This window comes from Sulfurimonas sp. HSL-3221 (genome assembly GCF_021044585.1).
Classification (GTDB): domain Bacteria; phylum Campylobacterota; class Campylobacteria; order Campylobacterales; family Sulfurimonadaceae; genus Thiomicrolovo; species Thiomicrolovo sulfuroxydans.
On the sequence record NZ_CP087998.1, the window covers coordinates 579,621 to 594,700 of the forward strand.

16 protein-coding genes and 2 tRNA genes are annotated in these 15,080 nt (G+C 50.4%); 8 read left to right on the forward strand and 10 right to left on the reverse strand.

Going from position 1 to position 15,080, the window contains the following annotated elements; all coding sequences use genetic code 11:
• The first annotated feature begins 3 nt into the window (after window positions 1-3).
• On the forward strand, window positions 4-546 hold the full coding sequence (locus LOH54_RS02895; RefSeq protein ID WP_231020295.1) for a phosphatase PAP2 family protein: 543 nt from the start codon (window positions 4-6) through the stop codon (window positions 544-546).
• Between the two features lie 91 nt (window positions 547-637).
• Here the strand turns inward: LOH54_RS02895 and LOH54_RS02900 are convergent, their stop codons facing one another.
• The 8 genes from LOH54_RS02900 to nadD all read right to left on the reverse strand — a co-directional run bounded on the left by LOH54_RS02900 (window position 638) and on the right by nadD (window position 5,829).
• On the reverse strand, window positions 638-2,320 hold the full coding sequence (locus LOH54_RS02900) for a hypothetical protein (protein ID WP_231020296.1): 1,683 nt from the start codon (window positions 2,318-2,320) through the stop codon (window positions 638-640).
• A gap of 10 nt (window positions 2,321-2,330) precedes the next feature.
• Entirely contained in the window at window positions 2,331-3,161 is an 831-nt protein-coding gene (locus LOH54_RS02905) for a hypothetical protein (RefSeq protein WP_231020297.1), read from the reverse strand.
• A 114-nt stretch (window positions 3,162-3,275) separates the two neighbouring features.
• Window positions 3,276-3,352 (reverse strand) — tRNA-Arg (locus LOH54_RS02910).
• A 79-nt stretch (window positions 3,353-3,431) separates the two neighbouring features.
• Entirely contained in the window at window positions 3,432-4,070 is a 639-nt protein-coding gene (locus LOH54_RS02915) for a hypothetical protein (protein WP_231020298.1), read from the reverse strand.
• 155 nt (window positions 4,071-4,225) lie between these two features.
• Window positions 4,226-4,459, reverse strand: coding sequence for a hypothetical protein (locus LOH54_RS02920; RefSeq protein ID WP_231020299.1), 234 nt, complete (start codon window positions 4,457-4,459; stop codon window positions 4,226-4,228).
• Window positions 4,460-4,838: 379 nt separating this feature from the next.
• Window positions 4,839-4,915 (reverse strand) — tRNA-Arg (locus LOH54_RS02925).
• Between the two features lie 57 nt (window positions 4,916-4,972).
• The gene (gene rsfS / locus LOH54_RS02930; protein WP_231020300.1) at window positions 4,973-5,299 is read right to left on the reverse strand and encodes a ribosome silencing factor; all 327 of its coding nucleotides are present in this window, start codon (window positions 5,297-5,299) and stop codon (window positions 4,973-4,975) included.
• Complete coding sequence (gene nadD, locus LOH54_RS02935; protein WP_231020301.1) at window positions 5,284-5,829, reverse strand: nicotinate (nicotinamide) nucleotide adenylyltransferase; 546 nt, start codon at window positions 5,827-5,829, stop codon at window positions 5,284-5,286. The genes rsfS and nadD overlap by 16 nt, the downstream gene beginning before the upstream one ends.
• Before the next feature lie 80 nt (window positions 5,830-5,909).
• On the opposite strand from nadD, the gene LOH54_RS02940 reads away from it, so the two are divergent.
• The 3 genes from LOH54_RS02940 to fabI are packed head-to-tail and all read left to right on the forward strand — an operon-like array spanning window position 5,910 to window position 8,648.
• Window positions 5,910-7,112: a phosphoglycerate kinase gene (locus tag LOH54_RS02940; protein ID WP_231020302.1), complete on the forward strand. Its 1,203-nt coding sequence runs from the start codon at window positions 5,910-5,912 to the stop codon at window positions 7,110-7,112.
• A complete protein-coding gene (locus LOH54_RS02945) occupies window positions 7,109-7,825 on the forward strand; it encodes a triose-phosphate isomerase (RefSeq protein ID WP_231020303.1) in 717 nt (238 codons plus the stop codon). Before LOH54_RS02940 ends, LOH54_RS02945 begins: the two co-directional genes overlap by 4 nt.
• 1 nt (window position 7,826) lies before the next feature.
• Window positions 7,827-8,648, forward strand: coding sequence for an enoyl-ACP reductase FabI (gene fabI / locus LOH54_RS02950; RefSeq protein ID WP_231020304.1), 822 nt, complete (start codon window positions 7,827-7,829; stop codon window positions 8,646-8,648).
• 78 nt (window positions 8,649-8,726) lie between these two features.
• On the opposite strand, the gene LOH54_RS02955 is transcribed toward fabI, so the two are convergent.
• Window positions 8,727-9,224: a hypothetical protein gene (locus LOH54_RS02955; RefSeq protein ID WP_231020305.1), complete on the reverse strand. Its 498-nt coding sequence runs from the start codon at window positions 9,222-9,224 to the stop codon at window positions 8,727-8,729.
• Window positions 9,225-9,455: 231 nt separating this feature from the next.
• Here LOH54_RS02955 and LOH54_RS02960 point away from each other — a divergent pair, with 231 nt between their 5' ends.
• Both LOH54_RS02960 and LOH54_RS02965 read left to right on the forward strand, forming a co-directional pair.
• Window positions 9,456-10,790, forward strand: coding sequence for a hypothetical protein (locus LOH54_RS02960; protein ID WP_231020306.1), 1,335 nt, complete (start codon window positions 9,456-9,458; stop codon window positions 10,788-10,790).
• Window positions 10,791-10,884: 94 nt separating this feature from the next.
• Entirely contained in the window at window positions 10,885-11,847 is a 963-nt protein-coding gene (locus LOH54_RS02965) for an ABC transporter permease (protein WP_231020307.1), read from the forward strand.
• Between the two features lie 320 nt (window positions 11,848-12,167).
• Here the strand turns inward: LOH54_RS02965 and nusA are convergent, their stop codons facing one another.
• Window positions 12,168-13,313 (reverse strand): transcription termination factor NusA, encoded by a 1,146-nt coding sequence (gene nusA, locus LOH54_RS02970; protein ID WP_231020308.1) that lies wholly within the window; start codon window positions 13,311-13,313, stop codon window positions 12,168-12,170.
• A 195-nt stretch (window positions 13,314-13,508) separates the two neighbouring features.
• Between nusA and LOH54_RS02975 the strand changes: the two genes are divergently transcribed.
• Together LOH54_RS02975 and miaB are read left to right on the forward strand one after the other, a co-directional pair.
• Window positions 13,509-13,751, forward strand: coding sequence for an HP0268 family nuclease (locus LOH54_RS02975; RefSeq protein WP_231020309.1), 243 nt, complete (start codon window positions 13,509-13,511; stop codon window positions 13,749-13,751).
• A 27-nt stretch (window positions 13,752-13,778) separates the two neighbouring features.
• A complete protein-coding gene (miaB, locus tag LOH54_RS02980) occupies window positions 13,779-15,080 on the forward strand; it encodes a tRNA (N6-isopentenyl adenosine(37)-C2)-methylthiotransferase MiaB (protein ID WP_255707433.1) in 1,302 nt (433 codons plus the stop codon).

The following is a 15,080-nucleotide window of genomic DNA, read 5'->3' on the forward strand; positions in this document are numbered from 1 at the left end:
GTTGTGAAACGCACCGGACGCTTTTTTTCTCTTGCCCTGGTGTATGCGCTGCTGAGTTCAGCGCCGGGCAGCGCCACTGACACCATCGAACGGTCGGGAGATGCGCTTAGCATCATGCTTCCGCTTTGCGCGGCGGCGGCAACCGCCTACCATCATGACGGCGAGGGGGCGCTGCAGTTCACGGAAGCGTTCGCGACGACCATGGGGGTCACCTACGCGCTCAAGTACAGCATTGATAAAAGGCGTCCCGATGGCAGCGATCAAGACGCCTTTCCCTCCGGCCATACGGCTGCCGCGTTTTCCGGGGCCTCATTTCTGCAACAACGTTATGGCACGCCTTATGGACTTCCGGCTTATCTGGCAGCCGTTTATGTCGGTTGGAGCCGTGTGGAGGTAAAGGCCCACGCCGTTGAGGATGTGCTTGCCGGAGCCGCAATCGGGATCATCGGCACGTACCTGTTTACCAAGAGGTTCAAGCGGGAGATGTCTCTTGTCCCCGTGGTTGGCAATAAACAATTCGGTCTAGTGTTTCAAAAAAAGTTTTGAGGATCAATAGGGTGGTAACAAAGTGGCACGCCCGGAGGAATTCAGATCCCCGATACCTCGGTAGCGGACTTCTACACAAAATCTTGGGATACTATGGTTTTGCATTGCCATTGATTTTAGATTTTTTCTCATCCATATATTTCCGATACATGATCCAATTAACCCACAGTGATTCTGACAGGACGTGGATGCTGTCATCACCGTGATCAATGACGAAATCCTTTAGGTTGTCTTCATATCTCACTTGTCTCGGTACCACATTGTAATCCAGCCACAGATATTCTTCATGTTCGTTATCGTCAATTTGCCAGGAATTAAAGTTCTTATCTATGCATGCTTCCACATGCAGTTTGTAATCATGATGATCACTCAGGGCAATACATTCGCTTTTTAAACTTTGGCTGGCTTCTTCTATAGACTTGTACTTTTTCGTCTCCCTTTTCATCCGACGTTTGAACGCAAAAATCTTGTTCATGCATTTGACATGCAAATCGAATTTTTTAGAATACGCTTCGTCCAACTCGATTGCAAAAAACACTTCAGGCTTTCCTAGTCGTATCAGTTCCCGGGACATGCCCAAAAACAATGCATTTGCGGCAATCTCTTCATAATCGATATAGTTTTTGACATCGGGCAGCATAAGCTCCTCTTGCATTTCATTCATGAGCCAATTCAGTGGACTGATTTTGATATCATCTTCTCTGCGACAGGTGGCGGCATTCGCCGCTCCCGATACGCTTGGGGAATATTTTCCTCTGAAAACAGATACATTTTGGCTTCGTTTACCCACAAGAAGCTTGGAACTTTCACCATTACGGCAAATCACCAGACAACTCAACCCTAAATGATTTTCAACCATTGTTTCTTCGAGCTGATTGAGTCTTTTTCCCGGCATGCCCGGTTCCAAAACATCACGTACCGTTGTGTTGTGGATGATGCCGACATCAGCCATCATATTCGTAACAAGATAATTAAAATAAAAAGAGTTCTCCATTTTTATCGTAATGTTATCGGCACTCTTTTCAATCCCCTTTACGCGTAACGTCACTCCGTTATAATTGGATTTATTTGTCGCCTGATGGTAAAACTTTTCCTCTAGCTTCACTTTGGCCGATGCTGCAATAATCCATGGTAAAGCGTAGTGGTTGTTATCGTTGTGGAATAGAAGATTATCAATGGTAAAAGAGGGGTATTGAGGTTTGATCAAATAAATTGATCTGGTTAAAACCTGATTCTTACTGTCCATAATGTCAGTGATTGCCTCCGCCGTATAGCGGCTGCCGTCATTTTCATTCGATAAAATCCGAATCAGATCAGGGTAATGTGCCTCATATTTTTCAATGAGTTCTTTGTGACTGGTTGTAAATAATTGGTCTTCATCTTTATTGGTCTTGCAAAATAAGTACCACAGTGTAGGGAAAAATAATACAAACAATACGTACAGATTGTTTTCGAAAACACTGGAAACCCTATGAGCGAAATTAGCCATTATACGGGTTATTTGGAGTATTGGACTTTCTGTGTCATTCACCTTCATGTCATCGTCAATAAGAGCTTGTTGCAATGATTTTTGAGCCATCATTGAAACATTCGTATCTGTGTTGACTTGTGTTGTATTTCCTGACTGAAACAGAACAATGAATCCAGCAATGATCAGAATAAAATAGATCCACAATATTGATCTCTTTTTCTTTTGACTGTATTGAGATATCGTCGCAAAAAATGTATCTTTGTCAAGACAAGACATCATTTTTAAATTCACCCTTGTTTTCAAATACACCCTTTTAGTAGTTAAGACGGATAGCACTCGCATCATCTGATTTTTTGAATCTTGGAAACTTTTGCAGCATGGAGTCGTCTTCTTCAATTTTTCTGATTGCTTCAACGATATCAACAAGGCTATGCCCGAACAAATCTCCGATTGAAAAATAGCCATACGTATCCACAACAGCACTAAACCCGTCAGTACTCAAGAGGATTCTATCATTTTGCTGAGGATTTAATACGGTCTTGTCGATGAAGTTTGAACATTTTTTTATCCCTTCACTGTCAATCGTCAAGGCACCGTACCCATCTTCGGTATTTATCAATGATCGATGCTTCTTCAACAAACTTTTTATTTCATCATCAGAGATTGGGGCAATCTTCATTTTTGTTAGGATGAGGTTGTCGAGTGCACAAATTTTCGGTTCATTGAAAATGGAGTATTCGTCACCCTTTGTGGAATAGTATGCTTTGCAGTCACCTAATCTGCTTACTTCGACTTGCCCGTTGTCCAAATTTCTAATTAAAACCATGCTGGCAGAAGGCAGTTCATACTTCGGTAATGTGAATGTCCCTACTATCCCCATGTAAAGTTTTTGGATTTCGGACAATACATTTTCAATTAATATCTTTGTAGTAAGTCCGCGGGCATACTTTTCTTTGAATAATTTTATAAACATCTGGACAAACCATTTAGCATCGCTTTCAGCATGAGGAATATGATTCATCCCCAATCCTGTCGCGCCGTCTAACAGCAAATAGTAGGCATCATTAGTATCAAAGCCATCTTCGTTGGGTTTGTCACTTGAACCTGAACGGGATATATATTCAATTGATTTATTTAGTGTCATTTTTTTTTATTCAAAATACATTTTATGCCAGCAGCATAGAAGAGTCCAGTGAAGTTTTACTGATAGTGATGAGCTTACTCAATCCCTCTGTATAATCAGCTGAAGAGAAAGTAGTGGCACGCCCGGAGGGATTCGAACCCCCGACTCCTGGTACCGGAAACCAGTGCTCTATCCAGCTGAGCTACGGACGCATTTATAAGTGAAGAGCGAAATTATAGCCTAGAATCTTTAAGGGAGGTAAAGGGCGCGCAATGGAGGTTGGGCGAATGCCTAATCCGCCTTTGAAAAGTGGATGATTTTCCCCTCTTTGGTAATGGTGATCCCTGTCCCTTTCTGTTTTTGCCATGCGTTGTGCAGGGCAACGAGGAGGGCAAGATCGGGGCGTTTTTGCGTGATGACCGGCTTGAAAAATTCGGCCTCCTCGAAGATCTCGGCATGTGTATCCTGCTCAAAGCCCATCGATACCAGCCCCCTTGGGTGAGAAAGCCCGAGTGCCACGGCGATGGAGTGGAGGCTCGCTTCGTCCTTGCGCTCTATCGCTTCGTCGTAGATACAGTAGGCTTCCAGGGGGTTTTGAAGGTAGCACTGGTAGATGGATGCGAGATCCGCAATATAGAAGAGATCGTCGGTGAGCTGTTTGTAGGCTTCACCCCGGTCAGCCTCCGGGCCGAAATTCAGTGATGCGATATCACTCCCGGCCTGGTGGAGCAGGGCGCTGCCGATCACGACGAGCCATTCGGCCATGGAAAGCGTATCGATCTCCGCATCGCGGCCGATAATGATAACAGGCCCGACCCGTTCATTCCGAAACGCGATGCCCTTTCCCGTGACGTCGATAATAGGCGGGAGCGGATCGACCCCGAAGGCTTTGAGGTGGTCTTCCATAAAGGTTTTGGTTTTTTCGAACATCGGGAGAGCTCCGCGCAATTTTTGCGCTATTGTACCTTCATCATCGCCAAAAAGTGATGAACCGGTAAGGATGGCCAGTAAGGTATCAAGGTCAAAGATGAAAATCGAAGTGGGCCGCCTTCCCCTTACAGAAAAGAGCGGCCGGGTGTGAAAGGTTACGGGGCTAGATTGATTTTAAAGACGCCCTGTGCCTCTTCGGAAGCGCTGATGAGTTTCCAGCCTATGGTTTCATTACTGTCATCCTTGCTCGCATAGACTTTCCAGCGGTAGATCGCACCGTCTTGCAATGCAGTCGTACCATTGTATTCGACCGACGTAACACTGCTGTCCATATCAATTAGTTTCGTCAGGTTTTCATCACTCCTGGAAAACAGTGCAAAATGTTTCATGCTAATGCTCCTTTAATTTTGGTCGAGGTGAGTCACCGCTTGACAAAGGTGCGTGATGGTTAGCAGATGATCAATTAACTTGTCGGGTTTTAAAGCGATCTTTTTCACTCTGTTTTTTTGAACGTTATTTTTGATGAATATCTATAGGGTAAGTGTCGTAAAGTCGGCATTTGCTTTTTGCGGGGAGTGGCGTTGGGATAGAAGAGACAACACCCCGATCACAGGTGTTGTCGATCGTCGTTGATTTTCTGAAACGTTGTGAAATAGCTTACCTTAGCTAAATCAAGATCGGTATGACACATGACGTACGTGTTGGATACTTGGAAAATCGTTTAACAGTAGTAAGAATGTTTGTGTGGATTGTATTCTTGAAAGTAAATGGTGCGCCCGGAGCGATTCGAACGCCCGACCGCTGGTACCGCAAACCAGTGCTCTATCCAGCTGAGCTACGAGCGCACACCAGTTATCCGTTTAAGGAGGCTGAAATTATAGCTGTAAAAGCTTATAGTTTTTTTAAAAATCCTGCTTCTGAGCCAATTCCGTCAAAAAAGTCTCCATATCGTATTTACTGCGGTATTCCGGCGTCATAATGTGAATAAGAACGTCACCGAGATCGACGACGATCCATTCGCCGCTTTCATCCACCTGGTTGAACTGTTCGCCCGGCTTGAGGTCCTTCTTCAGATAGTCCAGAAGGGCGTGGGTATGGCGTTCACCCAGGGAGGTGGCGATGATGACGTAGTCGACGAAGTAGTCCCGCTCGCGGAGATCGAAGAGTTCGATCGCCTCCGCTTTGTTGCGGTCAAGTACGTCAATAATTTTCTCTAAGCGTTTTTGCACTGAATATCCTTGTAATAGTTTTCAATTTCTTCCCGGACGCCGTCGGGGATGAGGTGGGTCTTTTCCAGCGCCCGGAGTTCGGTCGAGCTGACGTCGACATCGACGTCCAGGCGCAGAAAGTTAGCGGGAACGTGACTGCCCGACCGGCTGGCCACGACCCAGGTGACCATCCGGTTCAATGCCTCATACTCATGCCACTTCGTCAGCGTATCGATGTTGTCCGCCCCGATGATGAGGAAGATGTCGGGATCGAGCGCTTTGAAATGGCGGACGGTCTCGATCGTCGGAACGGGACGCCCCGCTTCGATTTCGAAGGTGCTGACACGGACGCCATCCATAGAGGCAAAAATGCGCTCAAGCCATTTCAGACGCAGTTCCGGCGGGGCATGCGTGCCGCTTTTAAAAGGGTTGACGTATGCCGGAACGATATAGAGCGTTTCGATCGGCAGGGTCTCCAGTACCCGAGTAACGACGGCGGCATGCCCGGCATGGGGAGGATCGAAAGAACCGCCGAAAATCGCTATCGCCATGGCCCCGCTTTTTAACGAAATTATATCTTAGCTTGGGTAAAATCACGCACAATCATAACTCTAGTGAAGGACGACACTGCATGGAGCTTCTCAATATCAAAGATCTGGACCTGCAGGACAAAAAAGTATTTATCCGCTGTGATTTCAACGTGCCGCTGGATTCATTCGGGAATATTTCCGATGACCGCCGTATCCGTTCGGCGATAGCGACGATCAACTACTGCCTGGATAAAGACTGCGCCGTCATCCTTGCATCGCACATGGGACGTCCGAAGGGCGAGGTCGATCCGAAGTACTCCCTCGAACCGGTACGCCTGCGTCTGCAGCAGCTGCTCAAGCGCAGTGTCGCGCTGGCAAAGGACGTTGTCGGTGAAGATGCCATTGCCAAAGCAGCCGAACTGCCGCGCCATGAAGTCCTTCTTCTGGAAAACCTCCGTTTTGAAAAGGGCGAAACGAAAAATGACGACATTCTTGCCGAGAAGCTGGCGGGAATGGCGGATTTCTACGTCAATGATGCCTTCGGCGTCAGCCACCGCGCCCATGCCTCCGTTGAGGCGATCACCAAACATTTTGATGAGAAGCACAAGGCGGCGGGCTTCCTGCTGCAAAAAGAGATCCGCTTCTTCGGTACGCTGATCAAGCAGCCGGTGCGTCCCTTCGCGGCGATCGTCGGCGGGAGCAAGGTGTCGGGCAAGCTCGAAGCGCTGATCAACCTGCTGCCGCGCGTCGACAAGATCATCATCGGCGGAGGGATGGCCTTTACCTTCCTCAAACAGCTCGGTTATGACATTGGAAACTCCCTTGTCGAAGACGACCTGCTCGAAGAGGCGCAGAAGATCATGGACGAGGCACGCCGCCGCAAGGTGAAGTTCTATCTGCCGGTCGACGTCGTTGCTGCGCAGACCTTCTCCGCAGATGCCACGAGCAAACTCGTTTCCGCTCAGGAGATCCCGCAGGGGTGGATGGGCCTCGACATCGGGCCGGCAACAGTCCGTCTCTACCGCGAAGTCCTCAATGACGTTCAGACGGTACTTTGGAACGGCCCGATGGGCGTTTACGAGATGGAGCGTTTCGCCCGCGGCTCCAGCAAGATCGCCCACTTCGTCGCCGACTCCTACGCAACGACGGTCGTCGGCGGCGGGGATACGGCGGACTTGGTTCAGCGTATCGGTCTTGACGAAGAGATGACCTTTATCTCCACGGGAGGCGGGGCATCCCTGGAGCTGCTTGAAGGCAAAGTGCTTCCGGGTGTCAAGCCGCTCGTGATCAAGGAACACGATTGATCATTGCGGCCAACTTCAAGACGAACCATACCCGTGCCGCCACCGAGGCGTATCTGGCCAAAGTGACGACCTATATCGCCGATGCGGAGATTTCCGATGAGGTGATGGTCTTTCCGCCCGCGACGGCATTGTGCAGCAGCAAAGGCGATGTGACTGTCGGCGCACAAAACGCCTGGCCGACCGAAAACGGTGCCTACACCGGCGAGATCGGAACGGAGCAGCTTGACGAGTTCGGGATCCGGACCATCCTGATCGGCCATTCGGAACGCCGACATATCCTGGGAGAGTCCCAGGAACTTGTCGCCGAGAAATTCGCCTATTTCAAATCGCTGGGTTACCGCATCGTCTACTGCATCGGCGAACCGCTGGAGGTACGCGACGCGGGGAATGAAGCGTTGATGGCCTATCTTGCCGAACAGCTCGAAGGGATCGATCTCGGCTATGAGAACCTGGTCGTTGCCTATGAACCGGTCTGGGCGATCGGAACGGGACGGGTCCCCAGTGAAAACGAGATCGAGCTGATTCACGGTGCCCTGGCGAAACTGACGAAGGCTCCGCTGCTCTACGGCGGCAGCGTCAAAGTCGGTAACGCGGCTTCCATTCTGGCACTGAAGCATGTGGACGGGGCACTTGTCGGAAGCGGCGCGCTCGATCCGGATGATTTCTGCAAAATGATCGCCACGGCGAAACAAATTAATAAACAGGAGGTTTAATATGTTGATGAAAGGCAAAAAGGGTCTGATCGTCGGACTGGCAAATGACAAATCTATCGCGTACGGTATTGCAAAGGCGTGCCATGAGCAGGGGGCGGAACTGGCGTTCACCTACCTCAACGATGCGCTCAAAAAACGTGTAGAACCCATCGCCGAGTCGTTCGGCTCGGACAAAGTCTATGAGCTTGACGTCTCCAACCCTGATCATATGGATGCGATTGCAGGCCTGATCGAGAAGGATATGGGCAAGATCGATTTCCTCGTTCACTCCGTCGCTTTTGCACCGAAAGAAGCGCTGACCGGCAGTTTCCTGGAGACTACCAAAAGCGCGTTCAACATCGCCATGGAGATCTCCGTCTATTCGCTGATCGACCTGACGAACAAGCTCCAGCCGGTGCTGGCGGACGATGCATCGATCCTGACGCTGAGTTACCTCGGCGGACCGAAATACGTTGCCAACTATAATGTAATGGGTGTCGCGAAGGCGGCCCTGGAGTCAACGGTTCGCTACATGGCGGTCGACCTTGGGACGAAGGGACAGCGCGTCAACGCCATCAGCGCCGGTCCGATCAAGACCCTTGCTGCGGCGGGCATCGGCGACTTCAAACAGATCCTGCGCTGGAACGAACTCAACGCTCCGCTGAAGAAGAATGTTACAATCGAAGAAGTAGGGAATTCGGCGATGTACCTGCTGAGCGACCTTGCATCAGGCGTATCGGGCGAGATCCACTACGTCGATGCCGGCTATAATATTATGGGGATGGCTGCTGTCGAGAAGAACGCTGAGGGCAGAACGGTCCTCTGCTGGGACGAAAACAAGTAATCTTTTACCGAGGAGAGCGTTAGGCTCTCTTCATCTTATTTATAGAAGGTGCCCTCTACGGTGCCAACCCATCCTAATTCATTTTCCTATGACCGGCATTTCATTGAGTTTGTCAGAGTGCAACGGTTTCGTACGTCTTTTTTCTTTCTCATCAAGGTAGCGGTCCCATTTGTCATAATAGTATTGTAGTGTGAACCATTTACGGAAATCAGATTCAGAGTCGGCTTCTTCCTCCGTCTTCTCTTCCGATTCTCCAGCAGTGGTTACTTTTGCCGTAGCATTCGTATCCATCAGAGGAGCCGTATTACCATTGACTTTTTCCGGATCAGTAGTATTGACCGGCGAGCTCTCCAGTTCGGCAGCCGACTCCGGCTCGGTATCGGACGGCGCAGCTGTCTCGTCCTCTTCTTCATAGGCACGCTGGAGAAAGCCTTTTTTTTCAGGGTCGATCTTCCCGGAGGGGGTAATGGCATTGAGTTGAGTGTTCTGCGAGGGAGAGCTAGTGTCTATGTCAGTGGCACCTGCCGATACATGAAGGATACAACCTGTCAATATAATGGGCACAAAAAGTTTCATACTTGTTACCTTTGAGTTTTCTTGCATAGTATAGTTATATTAAACATAATCGAAGCTTTGGGAGAATGATAGTCTTTTTTAATATTATCACAAAGCTATCAAGCCCGCTGTACAGGGGCTTTGGGGGGTATGAAAATTTCTTTTGAATTACAGAATTTTTTAAGATTTGTGTGTTAGAATGGACGGCGACGAAACTTAAACATAGGTCAAGCTTAACTTGAAGGAGAATGAATGAAGTTAGTCAAAATGAGCCTGGCAGCAGCTATGCTGATGGGTGTTAGTGCGTTTGCGGTTGACAATGTTAAGATCAGCGGTGACGCTCAGGTTTTCTATAGCACATGGGATGCTGATGGTAAAGGTTACGATGCGGTTGCATCTGATCCGAGTGGTGCTCTTTTCGATAAAGACTCTTCTGCTGCAGATGCTGCGCTTCACCTGAGCGTTAGTGCTGATCTGCTGCCGATCGTTTCTGCCGGTGCTACTTATACGGCTATTTCAAGCCTCGGACTCGAAAACAACTTCGTTTCCAACGTTTGGGCAGGTTCTCACACTGCTGTAGCTGGTAACGGCAATAACTATGGTTCTGCTCTTGGCGGTGCTAAAGTTGAAAACGCTAGCTGGTTCAGCGAAGCATGGGCGGCGATCACACTTGGTCACACAACTGCAAAAGTCGGTCGTATGGCACTCGATACTCCGATGGCGTTCACGGAAACTTGGTCTATCGAGCAGAACACCTTTGAAGCGGCAGTTCTTCTTAACCAAGACCTCCCGGATACAACACTGGTCGCTGCATACGTCGGTAACGGTAACGGTACTGAGTGGTACGGTGACAGCCCGCTCTTCGGCCCTGGTGTAAATACAAGTAACGTTTATCAGCTTGGACTGGCAACAGGCGGTGTTGTAAATGCAGATGGTGGTTTTGCAACTTACGGTACAGACGGTGCATACGCATTCGCTATCGTCAACAACTCGTTCAAGCCGCTGACGGTTCAGGCGTGGTACTATGACGTTACGCGCATGGCACAGGCTTACTGGATCCAGGCTGACCTGAACATGGAAGGCATCCTGCTCGGCGGTCAGTACAACAGTACAGATACAGGCGACCTTACTACCCTGGATGCGAATACCGTTTATGCTGCAATGCTCGGTTATTCAACTGATGCGTTCACAGTCAAAGGCTCTTACTCTTCTGTAAGCGATGACAACGGTATCGTTGGTGCAGGTTTCAATACTGCAACAGATATTCGTTATGCTCAGTCTAAACTGTACACAGAAGCATGGTGGAACTACGGGTATGTTACTCGCCCGGATACAACTGCTTTCAACGTGACTGCGACAGCTGCACTTAGCGGATTCGATCTCGGTGCGTTCTATACAAGCACGTCAACCAACAACGACTTCTTCTACGGTGGCGATGTTGACATGAGCGAACTGACTCTCTCTGCAGGTACTACACTGCTGGGTGCTCTTGATGCTACACTTGTATACATCAACACAACTGCGGACGACCAAAACAATGGCGACGCTTACAACACTGTTCAGGCTTACCTGACACTGAACTTCTAATTCAGGAAGTTCTTCTTCCGCCTCCGGGCGGAACCCTTTCTTTTCTTTTTTCTTTTCCCGCTATAATTTTTCAACCCAACAAAAAGTACACGCTTTGAACCTACTCTTGCGCAAAGCAGGTTACCTGCTGCTGATGCTCCTGCTCATTACGATCATCTCTTTTTTGGCCATCCATGCTGCTCCCAACAGTTTTCTAAGCGGCGGTGAACTCAACCCGAACATGTCCGCAGAGGCTATCGATCGCCTCAAAGCCGTTTATGGACTTGATAAGCCGCTCTGGCAGCAGTATGCGGACTGGATCGTCAACATGACGCAGCTCGATTTCGGCATCTCCTTTGTCAGCGGGCAGGACGTGACCGCCGAGATCATGAAGCGTCTTCCGATCACACTGGGGATCAATATCGTCTCCTTGCTGCTCGTCTTCGCCCTGTCGCTCTGGATGGGCATCAAGGCGGCGATGCGTTTCGAGCAGAAAGCCGACCACGCCATCCGGCAGCTTTCTTTGGTCTCGTTCGCGATGCCATCGTTCTACCTGGCGCTGCTGATGATCCTGCTCTTCAGCGTCGAGCTGGAGTGGCTGCCGATCACGGGACTGCACAGCATCGGCGGACCGGAAGAGGGGGTGGCCTACTGGCTTGATACGGCGTGGCACCTGATCCTCCCCGTATTCGTCATGGTCTTCCTGGCCCTGGGATCTATGACGGTCTACGTCCGCTCTCTGACGCTGGAGATCCTCAAAAGCGACTACTACTTCTTCGCAAAGGCAAGAGACCTGCCGGAACGGACGCTCTTCCGGCGTTACATTTTGCCGAACCTGATGCCACCCGTCATTACGCTTTTGGGGCTCTCATTGCCCGGGCTCATCGGTGGTAGTGTTATTCTGGAGCAGATCTTCGGGATCGAGGGGATGGGACAGCTCTTCTACTTGAGCGCACTTAGCCGGGACTATCCCGTTATTATGGGGATTCTGATGATCACGGCGTTTCTGACGCTGCTGGGGAACATGCTGGCGGATATGCTCCTGCTGAAGCTGAACCCCTACGCGAAGCGGGGGTAAGCGTGATGGTTGCGCCGAATGAGCGTTGTGAGCTTCGGCGCGCTGAAGCGCATTAAGTCAAATTGCATTTGTCATTGAGCGTTCATTGAAAGCCATCCCGGAGGCACAAAGCCGGGAGGGATGAGCGATTCGCGAAACGACGATTTTTGTGCTACTTTTTTTAAAAAAGTGGCAAGGGTTTGTGTCTGGAGATCGGAGTTAACGGCGTCGAAGGCTTGTAGCAGTGAATGATTGACGGTCTGAGGGTTACGCTGATATTAAATTGGTAGTAAATACGCTGTAAAGGATGTTATATCGTCGGTCGACAGGCACGAAGTGCCTTATTCGCCGAACAGCGCTTCAAGGGAGGAGAGGTCCTCTTTTTTCTCTTCGGCAGGCATACCTTCTTCGGTGGTGGTCCCACCCTGCTCGACGAGCTCGATGGCGTAGCCGGTGAGCATGGAGGCCAGGCGGATGTTGATACCGCTTTTGCCGATCGCTTTGGATTTCTGGTCGCTCGGCAGGGTGACGATGGCTTTTGCTTCGCTCTCTTCATCCTCCGGGTCGCCTTCGATCGTAACGGAGCTGATGATCGCCGGGCTCATCGCACGGGCGATAAAGAGTTCAGGAACGGAGGTGTATTCGACACAGTCGATGTTTTCCCCCAGCAGTTCGTCACTGACGGCGTTGATACGAACCCCTTTGACACCGACGGTCGCGCCGACCGGGTCAACCTGTGGGTGGGTCGAGAGCAGGGCGATCTTGGCACGTTCGCCCGGGATACGTGCGCACTTTTCGACGATGACGAGCTTGTCGTTGATCTCGGGTACTTCGAGGCGGAGCAGCTCTTCGAGGAATTTCGGAGAGGTGCGCGACAGCTCGATGGAGATGCCGTTCACTTTGTCGATATTGACGCGGCGGACAACGGCATTGACGACGTCGCCGACTTTGAAGTGCTCGCCCTTGATACGGCTCTTCATCGGAAGAACGGCCTTCACCTCTTCCATTTCGATGTAGGTGTTTTGCTTGCCGTCAACGCGGGTAACGCGTCCGGAGACAATGGTGCCGATCTTCTCTTTGTACTTGTTGTACAGCTCGTTCTCGACCATGCGCTGGATATGGAACTCGATTTCGCGGAACAGTGTTGCGGCCGCGGTACGGCCGTGGGATTCGATGTCGTGCTCGATCTGGAACTCGTCGCCGACTTCGACGTCGGGGTCGACCTCGGCTTTGGCACGGGTCAGCCCGATGTAGGCGGCGGCCTCTTCGCCTTCAAGGCGTTCGTCGTCATCTTCCACAACGGTAATGGTCTGGTAGACGCGGATGCTTTTTGTCTCAGGATCGATTTCCGCATCATAGGCGAACTCCGGGTTGACCAGGCGCTTGGCCGTCTGGATAAATGCCGCTTTGACCGCCTCTTTCACGTTTTCGGAGGAGAGCCCTTTTTCGTGTGCGATCGATTCAATAATGTCCAGAATATTTTCCATAACTATCCCTGTGTGTATTCGCTAGTCGTTCCATAAAAAAATGAGGTGTGATTGTTTTTTATAGAAGGGTAGTATTATACCCAAAAAACACTAAAGTTGCCACTAAGCATACAACTTAATGCATGCTTAATCAAACGCGGGCTATAATCGCGTCAATATTAATAGCGCTGATATGAGGCGGGAGAAAGGATGAGTATGGAGCTTAAAATCGCTCGCAGTCACACCGATAAGAAACCGAAGAAAGTTGATGTCGATAAGATCGAGGGAATGGTCGAAAAAGAGGGTTCTGTGATCCTTTACTTTGACCGTGAAAACTCGCACAAGGACCTGCTGGCTCTGCAGGAACACTTCGAGAACGAAGGTAAAAGCGTTTATATGCGCGAAGTACGTTTCGGCCTTGCCGATAACGAATATATGTACGAAGTGCATATCCTCTAAGCCCTCCCGGGCACCCAAAGCATTCCCGTGAAAAAACTGTTTATCGAAACCCTCGGCTGTGCCATGAACGTCCGCGACAGCGAACATATGATTGCCGAACTCTCCCAAAAAGAGGATTATGCGCTGTGCGACACGGCCGAAGAGGCGGACCTGATCCTGATCAATACCTGTTCCGTCCGCGAAAAGCCGGTGCACAAACTCTTCTCCGAACTGGGCGCGTTCAACAAAAAGAAAAAGGCCGATGCGAAGATAGGCGTTTGCGGCTGCACAGCCTCGCACCTCGGCGAAGAGATCATTAAAAAGGCCCCTTACGTTAATTTCGTCCTGGGGGCGCGTAACGTCTCCAAGATCACCGATGTGCTGCACCGCGACAAGGCCGTCGAAACGGAAATTGATTACGACGAGTCCCAGTTCGCTTTCAGCGAGTTCCGCAGTTCGCCGTGGAAGGCTTTCATCAATATCTCCATTGGCTGTGACAAACAGTGTACCTTCTGTATCGTGCCAAAGACCCGGGGCGACGAGATCTCCATTCCCGCCGACCTGATCGTCAAAGAGGCGGAGAAAGCGGCGGCAACCGGTGCCAAAGAGATATTCCTGCTGGGGCAGAACGTCAACAACTATGGCCGCCGTTTTTCAGGTGAGCATGAGAAGATCAACTTCACCGAGCTGCTGCGCCGCGTCAGTGCCGTCGAGGGGATCGAGCGTATCCGCTTTACCTCCCCGCACCCTTTTCACATGGATGACGAGTTTATCGGGGAGTTCGCTTCGAACCCGAAGATCTGCAAGTCCATTCACGTTCCGCTGCAGAGCGGCTCGACACCCATTCTCAAGGCGATGAAGCGCGGCTATACCAAGGAGTGGTTCCTCAACCGCATTGAGAAGCTTCGCACGATGGTACCCGATGTGAGCATCAGTACCGACGTCATCGTCGCTTTCCCCGGGGAGAGCGAGGCGGATTTCGAAGAGACGATGGACGTTGTTCGCCAATCTTCCTTTGAACAGATGTTCAGTTTCAAATACTCGCCCCGTCCCCTAACCGAGGCGGCGGAGTACAGCGAAACGGTCGACCCGGAGGTTGCCTCGGAGCGCCTGATGCGCCTGCAGAGCATGCATGACGCGATGCTGGACGAAAAGTGCAAAGCGTATCTGGGCAGAACTTTCACCGTCTATTTTGAAGAGCTGCGCAGTGACGGCTATGTGGCCGGGCGCAGTGACAACAACATTCTTATCAAAGTCAAAGGCAGCGAGGAGCTGCTGGGGCAGTTCGCGGATGTCCGCATTACCCAGACCTACCGCATGGGCCAGGTAGGGGAGCTGGTCGGCGAATAA

Coding starts and splice junctions, on each gene's coding strand:
- LOH54_RS02940 (WP_231020302.1), top strand. CDS start 5,910: ATGGAGCTTCTCAATATCAAAGATCTGGACCTGCAGGACAAAAAAGTA.
- fabI (WP_231020304.1), top strand. CDS start 7,827: ATGTTGATGAAAGGCAAAAAGGGTCTGATCGTCGGACTGGCAAATGAC.
- LOH54_RS02905 (WP_231020297.1), bottom strand. CDS start 3,161: ATGACACTAAATAAATCAATTGAATATATATCCCGTTCAGGTTCAAGT.
- nadD (WP_231020301.1), bottom strand. CDS start 5,829: ATGGCGATAGCGATTTTCGGCGGTTCTTTCGATCCTCCCCATGCCGGG.
- LOH54_RS02975 (WP_231020309.1), top strand. CDS start 13,509: ATGGAGCTTAAAATCGCTCGCAGTCACACCGATAAGAAACCGAAGAAA.
- LOH54_RS02960 (WP_231020306.1), top strand. CDS start 9,456: ATGAAGTTAGTCAAAATGAGCCTGGCAGCAGCTATGCTGATGGGTGTT.
- LOH54_RS02915 (WP_231020298.1), bottom strand. CDS start 4,070: ATGTTCGAAAAAACCAAAACCTTTATGGAAGACCACCTCAAAGCCTTC.
- LOH54_RS02955 (WP_231020305.1), bottom strand. CDS start 9,224: ATGAAACTTTTTGTGCCCATTATATTGACAGGTTGTATCCTTCATGTA.
- nusA (WP_231020308.1), bottom strand. CDS start 13,313: ATGGAAAATATTCTGGACATTATTGAATCGATCGCACACGAAAAAGGG.
- LOH54_RS02920 (WP_231020299.1), bottom strand. CDS start 4,459: ATGAAACATTTTGCACTGTTTTCCAGGAGTGATGAAAACCTGACGAAA.